The organism is Deinococcus budaensis (assembly GCF_014201885.1).
Taxonomy (GTDB): Bacteria; Deinococcota; Deinococci; order Deinococcales; family Deinococcaceae; genus Deinococcus; species Deinococcus budaensis.
Map to the genome: position 1 here is coordinate 104,818 of NZ_JACHFN010000011.1, position 15,961 is coordinate 120,778.

Consider the following 15,961-nt stretch of genomic DNA (forward strand, 5'->3'; position numbering starts at 1 on the left):
CGCCCCCCTTGTGCCTCCGGCAGGAACATGGCGGCCAAATTGGGCAGGCGGGTAGCATGGCCACATGACTCAACCGGGTACAGAACTTCAGGAACTGATCGCCGAGATGGAGCAGCGCCGCACCCGGGTCGAGGCGGGCGGCGGCCCCGAGCGCCAGCAAAAGCAGCGCGAGGGCGGCAAACTCACCGCGCGCGAGCGCATCGAGCGGCTGCTTGACCCCGGGTCCTTTCTGGAACTCTCGACCTTTGTCGAGCACGGCCCCAACCGCCTGATGGCGGGCGTGGACGCGCCGGGAGAGGGCGTGGTGACCGGGCGCGGCACCATTCAGGGGCGGCAGGTGTTCGTCTTCAGCCAGGATTTCACGGTGCTGGGTGGCTCGCTGGGCAAGATGAACGCGGCCAAGGTCACCAAGGTGATGGACCTGGCCGCCAAGACGGGCTGCCCGGTGATCGGCCTCAACGACAGCGCGGGCGCCCGCATTCAGGAGGGCGTGGATTCCTTGTCGGGCTACGGCGAGATCTTTTACCGCAACGCGATCTACTCGGGCAGCGTGCCGCAGATCAGCGCGATCCTGGGACCGTGCGCGGGGGGCGCGGTGTACTCGCCCGCCCTGACCGACTTCATCGTGATGAGCCGGGGCAGCTCGTACATGTTCATCACCGGGCCGGAGGTCATCAAGTCGGTCACCCGCGAGGAAGTGACGTTCGACGGGCTGGGCGGCGCGGACGTGCACACCCGCAAGTCGGGCGTGGCGCACCTGGCCTATGACGGTGACGAGGCGGTGCTGGACGGCATCCGCGACCTGCTCTCGTACCTGCCGCAAAGCGCGCGCGAGCAGCCGCCGGTGCGCGAGTGCCTCGATCCCCTGGACCGCCCCAACACCCGGCTGCTCGATATCGTGACGCCGGACCAGCGCAAGCCCTACGCGATGCACGACGTGATCCACGAACTCGTGGACGAGGGCACCTTTCTGGAAATCCAGCCGAACTGGGCCAAGAACATCCTCTGCGGGTTCGCGCGGCTGGGCGGGCAGAGCGTCGGCATCGTGGCGAACAATCCCCGGGTGATGGCAGGTACTTTGAACATCGACGCTTCGGACAAGGCCGCGCGCTTTATCCGCACCTGCGACTGCTACAACGTGCCGATCCTGACGCTGGTGGACGTGACCGGCTTCCTGCCGGGCGTGGCGCAGGAACACGCCGGGATCATCCGCCACGGGGCGAAGATGCTCTACGCCTACGCCGAGGCGACCGTCCCCAAGATCACGCTGATCACCCGCAAGAGCTACGGCGGGGCGTACCTCGCCATGAACTCGCGCGACATGGGCGCCGACGTGGTGTACGCCTGGCCCACCGCCGCCGTCGCCGTGATGGGCGCCGAGGGAGCGGCCAACATCGTCTACCGCCGCGAGATTGGGCGCTCAGACAATCCCGAAGCCACCCGCGCCGCCAAGATCGCCGAGTACAAGGAGACGTTCGACAACCCCTACGTGGCCGCCGCCAAGGGCTATATCGACGATGTGATCCCGATGGAAGACACCCGCCGCCGCCTGATTCAGACGTTCGAGATGCTGCGCGGCAAGGCCGAAGCGCGGCCCTTCAAGAAGCACGGAAACCTGCCGCTGTAAGGCCGGGGCGATCAGGACGCGGCGGCCCCCCTTACCAGAAAGGGGACCGCCGCGACTGGGGAGAGGCAAACTCCCCCTTATTCAGCTTCAGCGGGCGCCGAAGTTCTGGACCCAGTAGTGGCTGTAAGAGCCGCCCTGCGCGTAGCCGACGCCCAGTTCGCGAAAAGCGGGGTTCATGATGTTGCGGCAGTGGCCCTCGCTGCGCAGCCAGCCGTCCACCACGCTCTCGGGGGTGGGCTGCCCGGCGGCGATGTTCTCGCCGATGGTCCGCCAGGGGTAGCCGGTCGCGGTGACGCGCTGGGCCATCGTGCGCCCGTCAAGGCTGGTGTGGCTGAAGTAGTTCTTGGCCGCCATGTCTGCCGCGTGCCCCTGCGCCGCCTGCGCGAGCTGGGCGTTGTAGGCCAGCGGGGCGGCGGCGGCAAAGGAGGTGGCGCCGCAGCTGCGGGCCTGGGCACGCGCGGCGTTCGTCAGCTCCAGCACCCGCTGGGGAAAGGTACCCGGGGTGGGTGCGGGGGCCGGAGCCGGGGCCGGCGCAGGAGCCGTCGTGGCCGCAGTCACAGTCAGCGTGAAGTCGATATAGACGCTGCGGTTGGCCGTCAGCGCCGTGCGGATAACCGCGTTGCCCGCGCCCCGGGCCGTGATCAGGCCCGTCTGGGTCACGGTGGCGACCGCCGCGTTGCTGGTGGTCCAGGTCAGTTCGCCGGGCAGCGGCGCGCGGCCCCCGACCGTGACGCTGAGCTGCCGGGTCTGGCCGACCACCAGCGAGCCTGCGCTGGCCTGGGTCTCCAGCTGCGTGGCAAGGCCGGGAGCCGGAGTTCCCGCCGTGGGCGAGGACCCCGCCGGGGGCACCGAACCGCAGGCGGCGAGGGTCAGGAGGCCTCCGAGGAGGGCGGCGCGTTTCAACAGGCACATGGCCCCCAGTAGACCCACCCCCGACGAGTAAAGGATGAGTAAAGGAGACGTGGCCCTCATGGACGGGTGGGGGCGCCGCTGGCCCGTTTCAGACCCGCTGACCTCACAGCAGCGAGAAGCGCACCGTCTCCCCGCCCACGAGCGCGAGGGGGCTGGAGTCGGGCAGGCTGGCGCGCAGGTGGGTCCCCAGCGCCTGGGCCGCGTTCAGCAGCGGCGCGTCCACACCGGGGTCGAGCGTGCCCCACAGGTGGGCGTGTCCGCCGCCTCCCGGCCCGGCCCGCCACAGCAGCGCCCCCAGCGCCTCGCCGCCCGCGTAGGCCAGCAGCAGCGCGGTGTCGCGGTCGCCCTCCAGGCGGGCTGCCAGGTGCCGCGCCAGGGCAGGTGCCCACTCCGGCGTCTCGTAGGCCTCGGCAAGGACCCCGGCCCACAGCGGTAAGGAGAGGCGCGATACCTGCTCGACCACCACGCCCCCGGCCCGCCCCTGCGGCAGGTAGCTGCCCACCCGGACCGCCCCGACCTCCTCTCCAGCCACGGGCACGGCGGTCGCCACCAGCCGGGCGCGGCCCTGCGGCGAGGTCCCGTCCGGGGCGCAGTCCGCGCCGGGCAGAAAGGTCGCGTTGAGGGCCAGCACGTTGACCCCGGGGGTCTGCAACGTCACCGCGCCGCCCCGGTCGCGCCGCTCGGACGCCAGGGGAGCGAAATAAGCCACCAGTTCGGCCAGAACGGAGGGCAGCCCGGAAGACGACATGCCGTCAGACTAGCCGCAGCGCCGGCCCCTCCGGGCCGCGAGGCTGTCGCGAACGGCGGCCATAACCGCCCGGCACACAGGCCCGCAAAAAAGACGCCGTCTCCGGGGCGGAAACGGCGTGCAGGGTGGTGACCCCAACGGGACTTGAACCCGTGTCTGCGCCTTGAGAGGGCGCTGTCCTGACCGCTAGACGATGGGGCCGTCCGGGGGGGTGCGCCGCCCGGGTGGGCGGGTGTCAGGCGCGAAGAGAGAGTGTAGCGGGGAAGTCCCCGGGAAGTCAAGCGCCGCCGCCCCCATCTCATTCCAGGTCGTCGTAGTGGTGCAGCAGCGCCGCTCCCGGGTCGCCGCCCGCGTGGTGGTGGCGGGCCACCAGGCGGGTCACCTGGGGCCGGGCGCCCGCGCGGGCCAGCAGCTGCGCTCCCAGTTCGGGGTGATAGGCCCGCACCGACAGCGCTCCGAACGGCAGCAGCCGGGCCACCCGGTTGGGCACCGCCCCCACCAGCACCCGCTCGGCCACCCGGTAGGGGCGGATACTTTTGCCGCAGTCGTGCAGCAGGGCGGCCGCCACCAGCTCCGGGGCGGCGCCGGGGTGATCGCGCAGCAGGTGGCGCGCCACCCGGCAGGCGTGTTCGCGGTCACGGGGGTCCATGCCCAGGTACACCCGCACTTCGGCAGGAGTCAGCCACGGCCCTGCCCAGGCGTCTTGCGGGTAGGCCAGCCGGGGGCTGAGGCTGCGGGCCAGCCGCCGCACCTTGCCCAGGTAACCGCGCGCCTTGCGCTCCAGCCGGGCGGCCAGGGTCAGGGCCGGCAGACGGGGCGGCGGAACCACTGGGGGCAGGCGGGCCGTGGGGCCCTCCACCCCGCCCCGCTCCGGGGAAGAAGGCCCGGCGCGGCCCCGGACCGTCTCGCGGGCGCTCAATCGGCGGCGGCGTCGCCGGCGTCGCCGGATTCGACCTCCAGGGCCGCCAGCGCCCGCTCGGCGCTCATCGCGGCGCGGGTGCCCGCTCCCACGCTGGTCGCCAGCTGGCGGTAGACGTAGTCGGACACGTCGCCCGCCGCGAACAGCATCGGCACACTGGTGTAGATCTCGTCGGTGACCTCGACGTACCCGTCGTCGCGCAGCCCCACGGTGCCCTGCACGAAGCTGGTGTTGGGCACGTGGCCGATAAAGATGAACACGCCGTCGGTGGGCATCGCCGTGACCTCGCCGGTCTTGAGGTGCTTGAGGCGCACGCCCGTCACGTGGCCCTCGCCCTCGATCTCCTCGACCGCCGTGTCCCAGATGAACTTCATCTTGGGGTTGGCAAAGGCGCGGGCCTGGGCCACCTTGTTGGCGCGCAGGGTATCGCGGCGGTGGATCAGGGTGACCTCCTCCGCGAACTTGGTCAGGAACAGGCCTTCCTCGACCGCCGCGTCGCCGCCCCCGACCACCACGACCTTCTTGCCCCGGTAAAAGAAGCCGTCGCAGGTGGCGCAGGTCGAGACGCCCTTGCCCCAGAAATGTTCCTCACCGGGCACGTCGAGACGCTTGGGATTGGCCCCGGTCGCCAGGATCACGCTCTTGGCGCGGTAGGTGCCGCCGTAGCCGCGCACCGTGAACGGGTACTCGGGCGCGCCCTCTTCACGCCCGATGGCCTCCACTTCCTCCATCTCGATGCGGGCGCCGAACTTCTCGGCCTGCTGCACCATGCGCTGCGCGAGTTCCATGCCGGGAATCGGTTCGGGAAACCCCGGGTAGTTCTCGACCTCCTCGGTCTGCGCGATCTGCCCGCCGGGCAGGCCCTTTTCGAGCACGAGCGTGCGGAGGCTGGCGCGGCCCGTGTAGATGGCCGCCGTCAGCCCGGCGGGACCGCCGCCGACGATCACCACGTCGTAGTCCTGGGGCGTGTGGGGAACGCTGGTCATGCCCGCAGCCTACCAGAGCGGCTTCGGCCCGAAGGTCAGCCGGGCACGCTTTGTTTTTTAAAGCAGCGGTGCGGGCCGGGTCGTGCGGCCGAAGGGCCAGAGCCTGGAGGCGCACATGGCATCCGGCTAAGCGGACTCCGTCCTGCACGCGAGACAAGGCCGTTCCCACTGGCCTGCGCCCGGCCAAGCAAATCCCCCCGCACGGGGCGGGGGGATGGGCTGGCTGGGGCACTAGGACTCGAACCTAGATTAACGGTGTCAGAGACCGTCGTCCTGCCATTAGACGATGCCCCAACGCGAACACTCTGACCTGCTCTCCCGGGGGTGAGCGTGAGGGAGTATAGCGGGAGGCGGGGGGACCGTCAACTCCCCGGGCCGGGGCCGGGGCCTCGGGGGAGACCTGCCGGGTACCGGGAAGGCCGAGTGGACCGCGTTCAAATCGCGCTTGCCCCCTCTCGGGGGTGGTGTTACACTGAGGTGTTGCCGCGCACAGCGCAGGTACAGGTTATGCGGGACGCGCCGCCCCAGGGCAGCGCTTCCGCAGGAGGAGCAGGAGTTCATGGAAGACCAGACCCAGATCCCCGCCGCAGAGGGCGGGAACACTCAGCCCACGCCGGGCACCGAGCAGCAGACCCCCACCCCGCAGGCCGCCGCCCCGGCGCAGGCCGCCAGCACCCAGGCCAGCCCTGAGGAGCGCGAGTACCCCGCCATGACCATGGAGGACGTGCTGGCCAGCGAGTCCACCGAGCACCAGGCGGTCAGCCGGGGCGACATCGTGGACGGCACCGTGGTGTTTATCGGCCAGGAAGGCATCGCGGTGGATGTCGGCGCCAAGGTGGAGGGCACCATTCCCCTCAACCAGATCGGCGACGAACCCGTCACGCTGGAGCAGGCCCAGGAGATGTACAAGCCCGGTGACAAGATCGAGGCGTACGTCGTGCGGGTGGACCTTGCCAACAGCCAGATCGTGCTTTCCAAGAAGCGTGCCGACCAGGACAAGGGCTGGCGCGTGCTGGAAAAGATGCAGGAAAACGACGAGGCGTTCGAGGTCGAGGTGCTGGAGAAGGTGCGCGGCGGTCTGGTGGCCCAGGTCGAGGGCATCCGGGCCTTCCTGCCCGCTTCTCAGGTGGACACCCGCCGGGTCAACGATCTGGACCCCTACGTCGGCAAGCCCCTGATGGTCAAGCTCATCGAGCTGAACCGCAAGCGCAACCGCGTGATCATCAGCCACCGCGCGATCATGGAGGCCCAGAAGGCCAAGGCCCGTGAAGCCACGGTCGGCCAGCTCACCCCCGGCGCGCAGTTCGAGGGCGAGGTCGTCGAGATCACCGATTTCGGCGTGTTCGTGAACCTCGGCGGCATCGACGGGCTGGTGCACCGCTCTGAACTCACCTACGGCCGCTTCAACCACCCCCGCGACGTGGTCAAGGTGGGCGACAAGGTGCAGGTCCAGGTCATCGACGTGGACGAGGGCCGCGAGCGCATCAACCTCTCCATGAAGGCCCTCACCGAGGACCCCTGGGAGGGCGCGGTCGAGAAGTACTCCATTGGCCAGCGCGTCAAGGGCAAGGTCACCAACCTCACCAACTTCGGCGCCTTCGTCGAACTGGAAAGCGGTCTGGAGGGCCTGGTCCACGTCAGCGAGATGAGCTGGACCAAGCGCGTGCGTCATCCCAACGAGGTCCTGAAGGAAGGCGACGAGGTCGAGGCGGTCATCTTGCGCATCGATCCCAAGGACCGGCGCATCAGCCTGGGGATTCGTCAGACCACGGACGATCCCTGGAGCGCGCTGCCCGACCGCTACCCGCCCGGCACGCCTGTCAAGGGCAAGATCACCGGCATGACCGATTTCGGCGTGTTCATGGAGATCGAAGAGGGCATCGAGGGCCTGATCCACATCAGCGAACTCGACACGGCGCGCGTGAACAACCCCGCCGACCTCTTCAAGAAGGGTGACGAGATCGAGGCCGTGATCCTGAACATCGACCCTGTCGAGCAGCGCGCGAGCCTCTCGCGTCGCCGGGCGATGGGCGGCGGCGGTCCGGTGCGCGACTTTGTCAGCCAGGGCGGCGGCTCGCGCAGCGACCGCTACAGCGGCGGCGGCCAGGGCGGCGGGCGCAGCGGTGGCGGCGGACGCGGTGGGCGCGGCGGCGGCGCCGACTACGCCTTCAACGCCAAGGACGCGCAGCAGGGCGGCAAGATCAGCACGAAGCTAGGCGACGTGTACGCCGACCTCTTCGCGCAGTTCGGCCTGGGAAGCGACAAGAAGGACGACGCCAAGGCCGAGGGCGCGGGCGACAGCGCGGCCGAAGGCACCACCGAGAAGCAGGGCGAGTAACCCTTCCTTTCATTAAGCGAGAGGCCCCCGGAGGCAATTCCGGCGGGCCTCTTTCCTTTTGTTCATGCCCTGTGCGCTCCCGGAGTACGCTGCGGCCATGACCACCTTCAGCTGGGGCATTCTCGGCGCCGCACGCATCGCCCGCGCGCTCATCCCGGCCATCCGCGCTTCGGGCGGTGAGGTGACGGTGCTGGGTGTGCGCGACCCCGGCTCGGACCGGGCGCGAGCCTTTGCCGCTGAGTGGGGCATCGGGCACGTCGGAACGTATGCCGACGTGATCGCCTCGGACGTGCAGGCGGTCTACAACCCGCTGCCCAACGACGCGCACCAGCCCTGGACCGAGGCGGCGCTGCGGGCAGGCAAACACGCCCTGACCGAGAAACCGCTCACCCTGAATGCCACGGAGGCGCAGGCCCTGGCCGACACGGCGGCGCAGACGGGCGGGGTGCTGCTGGAGGCCTTCGCCTACCGCTTTCAGCCCCACGTAGCGCGGCTGCGCGAAATCGTGGCGAGCGGGGAACTGGGCGAGGTGCGGGCCTACCGGGGGGCCTTCGGCTTTCCCCTGACCCATCCCGGCGACTTCCGCTGGAACGCGGACAAAGGCGGCGGCGCCCTGTACGACGTGGGCTGCTACGCCGTGAACCTCGCCCGGCTGCTGCTGGGCGAGCCGCAGCGGGTGACGGCCCAGGCCCGCTGGACGCCGGGCGGGGTGGACCTGGGCCTCAGCGGCACGCTGCATTTCGCAGAGGCGCTCGGCACCATCGACTGCGCCTTCGACTGGGGAGACGAGGCCAGCCAGCTTTTCACGGTGGTCGGGACAGCGGGCCGCCTGTCGATGGACGGGGCCTTTCACAGCAAGCCGCCGGGTGACCTGACGTTGCGGGTGCGGACGGCGGCGGGCGAGCGCGAGGAGACCTATTCGCCCGTCGACGGCTACGCGGCGATGGTCACGCACTTTGGGCGGGTGGCGCGCGGCGAGGAGACGGCGCGCTTTCCGCCCGAGGACGCCGTGCGGCAAGCGCGGGTGCTCGACGCCCTGTTCGCGGCGGCGCGGGAGGGGCGGGAAGTCACGGTCGCCCGCTGACATCGGCGCTCAGCGCGGGGGCCAGACCAGCTCTTCCGCCCCTCTGGCCCCCGCGCTGAGGCTCAGGGCAACGGCCAGCGCACCGTGCCCACTTGATCGGTCCGCCACACCTTCGCGCCCACTCCCCCCACCCGTTCCAGCACGTCGGGGTGTGGGTGGCCGTAGGTGTTGCGGCCCACGCTGATCAGCACGTCGGCGGGCGTGCCCTCGCGCAGGATCGCCGCGCCTGTGCTGTAGCGGCTGCCGTGGTGCGCGGCCTTGAGCAGATCGAGATCACCCACGCCCACCCGCGCCTCGGTGTCGGCGGCGAGATCGCCCAGCAGGGCGGCGCGGAATCCGCGCGACTCGACCGTCAGGGCCACGCTGTTGTCGTTGTCCTCCTCTGACCAGACCTCGCCCGGCGGCCACAGCACGGTCAGGGTCACGCCGTTCACGCTGACGCGGTCGCCCCGGCGAACTTCGCGGACAGGAACCCCGCGCTCGGCGGCGACACCCAGCAATTCGGTGAGTTCGGGGTCGTCCGCCTTGCGCTGGCCAATCCACAGTTCGCCCACCGGCACCGAGCGCAGCACGCTGGAGAGGCCCTCTGACATTTCCAACAGACAATGCGAGTGTGAAGGCCCGAAACTGAGTTTTGACACACCGCTCCCTGCAAACGACCGCCAAGTATGCCCGAACGTGACTCCTTTCCATGCGAGCAATGTGCTCAGGAGGCTGCAAAGATGGGTTCACGAGAGATCGCCATTCTCACCCACAGCGTCGGCGGCAAGGTCCATGTCCCCGGACAGCCCGGGTCCGTCCGGACCGAATCCACCCTGGAGACGGACTTCACCCTGTTGTGTGCCTTCGACCCTACCGTCGAGCAGATCGAGTCCCAGCCCGTCACCATCCCCTACCGCGACCCCACCGGGCGGGAGCGCCACTACACCCCCGACTTCCTGGTGCAGTACCTCCCCGACCGCGACTGGGTGAGGCGCAAGGTCCCTGAGCTGGTCGAAGTGAAACGCACGGAGGACCTCACCCGGCGCCACGACGAATACGCCCTCAAGTTCGAGGTCGCCCGCGCCTACGCCGAGTGGCGGGGCTGGACCTTCCGCATCGTCACCGACCAGGACCTGCGCGGCCCTTACCTCCAGAACGCCAAGTTCCTGCTCCCCTACCTCCGGCGCCCCGCCTGGCACGAGCCGACCGCCTGGGATATTCGCAAGGCGATGGAGACGCTCAGGGAGGCTGAGGTCCGTGCCCTGCTCGCCACCCTGACCCCGGACCCGGAGGCCCAGTTGCGGTATCTCCCCCACATCTGGCAGATGGTCGCCTACCGCTACCTCGGCGCAGACCTCCAGCTTCCCCTCAACATGCGGACCCCCCTGACCTATCTGCCGCACGATCCCTATCCGCTGAAAAAGGACTGGATTCATGACGGACCCCGTTGAGAACGTCCTCCAGCCGGGCCTGGTGGTCCAGCACCGTCGCCAGCGGCACGTCATTGTCAGCATCCTCGACCTGGAGACCGTGCTGCTGCGAAACCTCGAATCCGGGGGCATCGTCCGGGTCGCCGTCCGTGACCTCGACCCCCAGCGCCCCTTCACCCATCTGGAGAAGCGGCCCCTGGACCTCACCATGGTCGAGGAGGAACCCTGGAAAGCCGCGACCACCCGCTACAACACCATCGAACCGCTGCTCGCGCTCCCCAAGGGAGCGCGGACCCAGGCCCGTGTGGCAGAACGCGCGGCAGCAGCAGGCGTTCACCCCGCCACGATCTACCGCTGGATCGACGCCTTCGAACAATCGGGCAAACTCTCCGCCCTGCTGCCCAAAGAACGCCGGGACAAAGGGTCCTACAAGATCGACACCGCCACCGAGGCCATCGTGCAGGAGGTCATCGACGAGCTATACCTCACCCGCCAGCGACGTGGGGTCAGGACCGTGGTGCGCGAGATCGAACGCCGCTGCCGCGAGCGTGGACTGATGGTTCCCCACTACAATACCGTGAGGAAGCGGGTGCAGGACCGCAGCGCCTATATCGTCACCGAGCGCCGCCTGGGCAAGAAAGCTGCCGAGGACAGGTACGGCACGGATACCAAACCCTTTCCTGGCGCGGATTACCCGCTGTCGGTCGTGCAAATGGACCACGTGGAGTTGGACCTGGAATTGGTGGACGACCTGGAAGGCAGACCCATCGGCAAGGCCTGGCTCACGTTGATGATCTGTGTCCGCACCCGCATGATCCCCGGGTTCTATCTGACGCTCGACGATCCCAACGCCTTCTCCGTCGGCATGTGCGTCGCCAATGCCATCCTGCCGAAGGACGACCTCCTCGCCAAGTACGGCGTCGATGCCCAGTGGCCCATCCAGGGCTTTCCCCGGATGATTCACACCGACAACGCCCGGGAGTTTCACAGCGCCGCGCTGGAACGGGCCTGCGCGGAGTACGGTTTCTCGCAGGACTACCGGCCCCGGGGTCAGCCTAAGTTCGGTGGGCATGTGGAACGTCTGGCGAAGACCTTCAACGACATGCTGCACGAGGAACCCGGCACGACCTTCGGGAGTCCGGCACGGCGGGGCGACTACGATGCCGCGAAACAGGCGGTGTACACGCTCGACCGACTGGAAGAGTGGGTCGTCAAGCTGATCAAGATTTACCACGGCACCTACCACACTGGGATTCAGACCACTCCCCTCCAGCGCTACCTGGACGATGTGCGCGGCGACGACACCCGGCCCGGCATCGGCATCCACGTTCCCAATGTCGATCCGCACCGGCTGCGGCTGGACTTCATGCCCTTCTTCGAGCGCACCGTCCAGAGCCACGGCGTCCAATTTGAGACAGTGCGCTACTACCACGATGTGCTGCGGCCCTGGGTCGGTGCGCCCGACCCCAAGCACGTCAAGCGTGCTCGCAAACTGCTGTTCCGCTACGATCCGCGCGACATGAGCCGGGTGTTCTTCTACGACCCGGAACTGCGTGAATACTTCCCGATCCCGTACCGTGACACCTCCTTTCCCGCCCTGAGCAAGTGGGAGATTCGGGAAGCGAAACGCCACGCGGTCGCGCGGGGGAAGGCCGCCGTGGATACCGAAGCCCTCTTTGCCGCCCATGCCGACCTCCAGCGGACACGCGACACCGCCACCAAGGAAACCAAGGCCCGCCGCCGCTCCGCCCAGCGCAAGCGCTTGGTCAAACCGGTCGTTCCCGACGAGTATTTCCAACGTGAGGCGCCGTCCGTAGGGGACCCGTCGTCTTCTTCCGAGGCGAAAAAGTCGCTGGTCTACGTCCCCGGATTCGAGGAGGTGGACTTCGCGTGACGCCCTATCCCCATCTCAACCCTGCCCTTCATCCCCTGATGGAGGGCAGTGACCTGGACCGGAACCAGCACGTCCTCACACCCCGCTGGATCAGCTATCCGCAGGCCACTGCCGTGCTCGACCGGCTCCAGTACGTATTTGACCACCCACGGATGCACCGGATGCCCAACCTTGTCATCGTCGGCGGTTCCCACAACGGCAAGACGCTGGTGGCTGGACGGTTCGTTAAGCGGCACCCTGCCAACCACGACCTGCGGGCTGCCCGCACGACCATCCCCGTCCTGATGGTTGATGCCCCGCTGACCCCCGATGAGGGGCGTCTCTATGATCAGCTTCTGGACGGATTCAACGCTCCCTACCGGCTCAGGGACGACCCGAGGGCGAAGCGCAAGCAACTGAAGGAGTTGCTGCGTGAGAGCGCGACGCGAGTGCTGATCATCGACGAAATTCACAACATGATCGCCGGGTACACAGCGAAGCAACGTCTGATGCTCAACGCCCTGAAGGACCTCAGCAATGACTTGCGTCTTCCTATCGTCGTTGTCGGCACTGTCGCCGCCCTGCGGGCCATTCAGACAGACCCGCAGTACGCCAACCGGTACGAACGGGTTTCCCTCCCCGACTGGCGCTATGACGACAGCTTCCGCATGTTCCTGCGCCAGTATGAAACCACCCTTCCCCTCAAACGTGCCTCGGGGTTGGCCGATGAGGCACTGGCTCGGCGTATTCATAGCCTGAGCGAGGGTCTGATCGGGGAGGTGGCGAAGATTCTGGCAGAGGCTGCCCGCATGGCTATCTCAGATGGGACGGAGCAGATCGACGCCAGGAAGCTGGACAATCTCCCCTACTACGTTTCACCGTCGCAGCAGCGGGAGCGGGTGGAGTTGTGAGCATTAGGGGGCAGCGGCCTCTGCCAATGCGTCCGCCACCGCTGGAAGACGAACTGTGCTCCTCCTGGTTGATTCGGCTCGCTCGCGCCAACGGGACGACCCTGGCACACCTGTATCGCACCCTTACCCCGAACGACCACCATTTTGAGCAGGACCTCGACCGCAGAGTCCTGCCCAATCTGGTAGGCGGGCTGGAGAGGGCGACAGGGGTTCCGCGCACACGGATCGAGGAGATGACGCTCGACGCCCTGGAGAGCAAGTTGCGCCGCCCCAGTGGCAACAGGGTAGGTCGTCGCTGGGTTCTTCCCCTGAAGTTCCAGTACCGCCGGGTTCATGCCTTCGGGATGCAGTGCTGCCCGGACTGCCTGGCAGAGGACGAGATGCCCTACTACCGGCGTGCCTGGCGTCTGGCCTTCATGACCGTCTGTCCCAGGCACAAGCGGCTCTTGCTGGATCAATGTCCGGCTTGCGAGTCCCCGATTCATTACCGCGCGACTCCGGCGGCCACCCGTGGGCCGGATGCCGACCCGGCGTCACTTGCTTCCTGTGGCTGGTGCGGACTGGATTTCAGAGACCTCAGCTTCGGACAGTACGACGAACGTTCCCTCACGCTCGAACGAGGAGACTACCACTTCAGTCGTCAGAGTCCGCGCTTCCGCAGGCCACTGATCAGCAAGATCAGACGCGATGCCCACTTTCAGGGCAGATTGCTGGAAGCTGTAAGTGGGGGTGATTACGTGTTGAACGGCACCCCCCTCGCTGTCCGGGAGTTGATGGAAGGGCTGTTTCAGTTGACGCGACTGCTGATGCACCTTCCCGGAGCGGAGGCATGGCGCCGGGCGCTGCACGAGCTTGCTGACGACATGCGCCTCTGTGGAGTGGAGAGCGACAGGGCTATCCTGCAATTCGAGGTGTTGAGGGTGGAGGAGCGGGACCGCATCATGACTCCGCTTGCCTGGCTGCTGAACGACTGGCCTGCGAGGTTCCATAAAGTCTCAGAAGGAGCAGGGGTCGGGCGACAGCAACTCCTCAAAAATGCGCGTCCGGTTCCCACTTGGCTGAAGCAGGAGGTCGCTCGTTACAGCAGGCTGGAGGGCTACGACCACCTACGACCACACATCAATGGAACGAAGGAGGGGGCCAGACGCTGAAACTTTTTCAGAATTTAACCCCTTCCATGTGCTAAATATGAGGAGTCGTGTCTCAACGCCCCTGGATCGAAAATTTCTGGAAGGAGACAAAGGTCTCCAGAATCCTGATACTCGATTCCCTCCAGGGAACTCTCCTGACCGTCTGGTTTCTGGTGCTCTGGATGAGCGCTCAATGGATCGTCGAACAGGTGCAGCGCCACTTGGATCTGGAGGGATCACCAACTTTCGATTTTCTCTCAATTTGCATTGATCTCATCCTTGGGGGTGGGTTCGCCGCCAGCTTGGCGCTCTATGTGTGGAAAAGTGTGGGCGATCTCAGGGTAAAGTTAGGCCTAAGCAGCGCACAATCAGTTAAAAGAGAATGGAAGGGGGAGCCTCCACAGCCGCCCGCTGCCCGGAGATTCCCCAAAAGCAAGGCGCGGCGGCGCCGGAGGAGATGATGCCGATGACAGCACAGACAGGCCCACAGAAAACACCAGTGGGGGCCAACCGGCGCTGGGGTCGGGTGCCGGGCATCTCTTATTCAGCATTCTTGCGCCAAACTCAAGTGCTGGCGACCATTGTCGCGTCCCTACTTTCGATCTTTGCCGTTGTGGTTTTTGCCCTTGTGGCGGGCGGTGAGGCGCTAGCAGCATTCTCACTCTTCGCTACGTTTATTATCGTTACTGTGGGAGTAAGTAATATATTTCTTATTACCAAAATGTTCCTGAGTCGGACGTTGGCTCCTAGTGCTATGAGAGATAAAGCGTTGCGCCAGAACATTTCCGAAGATCACATAGATAATTTTAACATAATAGTCCTGAAAATCCTTAGGTTTATAGTGTTTGTAGCAGCAAGCTTAGTCATGCTGGTAGTTCCAGTCCTCTTTGGCGTCTTATTCCGTGTGGCTGAAAAATTTGGCGTTCCAGTGGCTTTGAGTGTCGCGGCTGTAATCATTCTGCTGATTATATGCTTCCATTACCCCCACGGTCCCGGCTGGGATTTTCTGCGGCGACAGTTTGGACGTGACGCAATTTACAACCAGGCTAAGCTTAACTGTTAGTTGAAATCACAAAGCATTGCCTCGTTTAGATTTTCACTTATAAACCATCCAGCAAGGTAATTCTATGTTGTTAAGCTACTATCCCTCTGATAAGGGACGCAGATGACTGACCACCAATCATATTCAGGATGATTAGCTAGTGGTTGTAACCAGTCAGATGCTCTGTGACACATAGAATGCACTTCATTGTCGGAGAGAGACTGCTGCTGCGACCATAACCGAAGCAAGGATATGCCTGTTGTCAGTGACATATTAGGGTCAGTCTTTTGTGCAATGCGAAGAATCCTCGGATCGTCTGAAATCAAAACGCTTGAGGCTTTCCGAGTGTGCATAATCAATCCTGCTGCCGTCTCGTCAAGCTGTTGCGCTAGGCTGAAGAAATCTCCCGACAGTGCAGGCCAAGTGGGACTCTCAATCAAACGTCCATCGGAGTATAACGCTCGGATTATTTCGCCCTGTTTAGCGCGAGGAGTCCCCGCTTCGGCCTCCCAAAGCGGGTCTAGGTATCTGCGCTTAGCCTTCGGATGCACCACAAGCTGTACTCCAAAGTGGTCAATGATGTCGAAGACACGTCCCGTAGCCGTCAAGAATAGCAACGAAGTCGTAGCGCTGTACCAAAGCTTAGTCATAGTCCGACCTATTTCGCCCGTAAGTGGACGTATTGGCTCAGACTAATCGGCACGGGTCGTGCGTCTCCTGTACCTGGGGAAGCAAACAGATGCTTGTACTGATTTAGCACTGCTTGAGCGTCGTCATCCTCTAAGTCAAGATAAGCCATGAATTGCTCCCGCGTCAGACGCTCTTTGGCATACGCTTCCACGGCTAGAAGGATATAGCGTAGTGGGAAGCGGTCAAGTTTTCCTACGCCGTTTAGGGGTCGGGACAGCCGCCCTGGGTGACGGCCACAACGCATAAAAATGGAGTCGGTATGGCTAGATACCGACTCCATCACAGTTTA

Annotated in this window: 13 protein-coding genes and 2 tRNA genes; 8 read left to right on the forward strand and 7 right to left on the reverse strand. The window is 65.8% G+C overall.

Going from position 1 to position 15,961, the window contains the following annotated elements:
- Window positions 1–64 precede the first annotated feature (64 nt).
- Window positions 65–1,627, forward strand: coding sequence for an acyl-CoA carboxylase subunit beta (locus tag HNQ09_RS13960; RefSeq protein WP_184030477.1), 1,563 nt, complete (start codon window positions 65–67; stop codon window positions 1,625–1,627).
- Window positions 1,628–1,714: 87 nt separating this feature from the next.
- On the opposite strand, the gene HNQ09_RS13965 is transcribed toward HNQ09_RS13960, so the two are convergent.
- The 6 genes from HNQ09_RS13965 to HNQ09_RS13990 form a co-directional block, all read right to left on the reverse strand.
- The gene (locus HNQ09_RS13965) at window positions 1,715–2,539 is read right to left on the reverse strand and encodes a CAP domain-containing protein (RefSeq protein WP_184030480.1); all 825 of its coding nucleotides are present in this window, start codon (window positions 2,537–2,539) and stop codon (window positions 1,715–1,717) included.
- Between the two features lie 103 nt (window positions 2,540–2,642).
- Window positions 2,643–3,287, reverse strand: a complete 645-nt coding sequence (locus HNQ09_RS13970) for a hypothetical protein (protein ID WP_184030483.1) — start codon at window positions 3,285–3,287, stop codon at window positions 2,643–2,645.
- A 126-nt stretch (window positions 3,288–3,413) separates the two neighbouring features.
- Window positions 3,414–3,488: transfer RNA gene (locus HNQ09_RS13975), tRNA-Glu, on the reverse strand.
- A gap of 97 nt (window positions 3,489–3,585) precedes the next feature.
- A complete protein-coding gene (locus HNQ09_RS13980; protein ID WP_380003586.1) occupies window positions 3,586–4,116 on the reverse strand; it encodes an HDIG domain-containing metalloprotein in 531 nt (176 codons plus the stop codon).
- A gap of 86 nt (window positions 4,117–4,202) precedes the next feature.
- The gene (trxB, locus tag HNQ09_RS13985) at window positions 4,203–5,192 is read right to left on the reverse strand and encodes a thioredoxin-disulfide reductase (protein WP_184030485.1); all 990 of its coding nucleotides are present in this window, start codon (window positions 5,190–5,192) and stop codon (window positions 4,203–4,205) included.
- Window positions 5,193–5,412: 220 nt separating this feature from the next.
- Window positions 5,413–5,486, reverse strand: a tRNA-Gln gene (locus HNQ09_RS13990).
- A gap of 265 nt (window positions 5,487–5,751) precedes the next feature.
- Here HNQ09_RS13990 and HNQ09_RS13995 point away from each other — a divergent pair.
- Together HNQ09_RS13995 and HNQ09_RS14000 are read left to right on the forward strand one after the other, a co-directional pair.
- Window positions 5,752–7,530, forward strand: coding sequence for a 30S ribosomal protein S1 (locus tag HNQ09_RS13995; RefSeq protein WP_184030487.1), 1,779 nt, complete (start codon window positions 5,752–5,754; stop codon window positions 7,528–7,530).
- A 97-nt stretch (window positions 7,531–7,627) separates the two neighbouring features.
- Window positions 7,628–8,614, forward strand: a complete 987-nt coding sequence (locus HNQ09_RS14000; protein ID WP_184030488.1) for a Gfo/Idh/MocA family protein — start codon at window positions 7,628–7,630, stop codon at window positions 8,612–8,614.
- A gap of 62 nt (window positions 8,615–8,676) precedes the next feature.
- Here HNQ09_RS14000 and HNQ09_RS14005 read toward each other — a convergent pair whose 3' ends face one another.
- Window positions 8,677–9,207 (reverse strand): ComEC/Rec2 family competence protein, encoded by a 531-nt coding sequence (locus tag HNQ09_RS14005; RefSeq protein ID WP_343057825.1) that lies wholly within the window; start codon window positions 9,205–9,207, stop codon window positions 8,677–8,679.
- Between the two features lie 129 nt (window positions 9,208–9,336).
- Between HNQ09_RS14005 and HNQ09_RS14010 the strand changes: the two genes are divergently transcribed.
- From HNQ09_RS14010 to HNQ09_RS14030, 5 genes are all read left to right on the forward strand, one after another.
- Entirely contained in the window at window positions 9,337–10,047 is a 711-nt protein-coding gene (locus HNQ09_RS14010) for a TnsA endonuclease N-terminal domain-containing protein (RefSeq protein ID WP_184030490.1), read from the forward strand.
- The gene (locus HNQ09_RS14015; RefSeq protein ID WP_184030492.1) at window positions 10,031–11,920 is read left to right on the forward strand and encodes a Mu transposase C-terminal domain-containing protein; all 1,890 of its coding nucleotides are present in this window, start codon (window positions 10,031–10,033) and stop codon (window positions 11,918–11,920) included. The genes HNQ09_RS14010 and HNQ09_RS14015 overlap by 17 nt, the downstream gene beginning before the upstream one ends.
- On the forward strand, window positions 11,917–12,810 hold the full coding sequence (locus HNQ09_RS14020) for a TniB family NTP-binding protein (RefSeq protein WP_184030495.1): 894 nt from the start codon (window positions 11,917–11,919) through the stop codon (window positions 12,808–12,810). Before HNQ09_RS14015 ends, HNQ09_RS14020 begins: the two co-directional genes overlap by 4 nt.
- A 26-nt stretch (window positions 12,811–12,836) precedes the next feature.
- Entirely contained in the window at window positions 12,837–13,961 is a 1,125-nt protein-coding gene (locus HNQ09_RS14025) for a TniQ family protein (RefSeq protein ID WP_184030497.1), read from the forward strand.
- Window positions 13,962–14,322: 361 nt separating this feature from the next.
- Window positions 14,323–15,003, forward strand: coding sequence for a hypothetical protein (locus tag HNQ09_RS14030; RefSeq protein ID WP_184030499.1), 681 nt, complete (start codon window positions 14,323–14,325; stop codon window positions 15,001–15,003).
- Window positions 15,004–15,961: the final 958 nt, after the last annotated feature.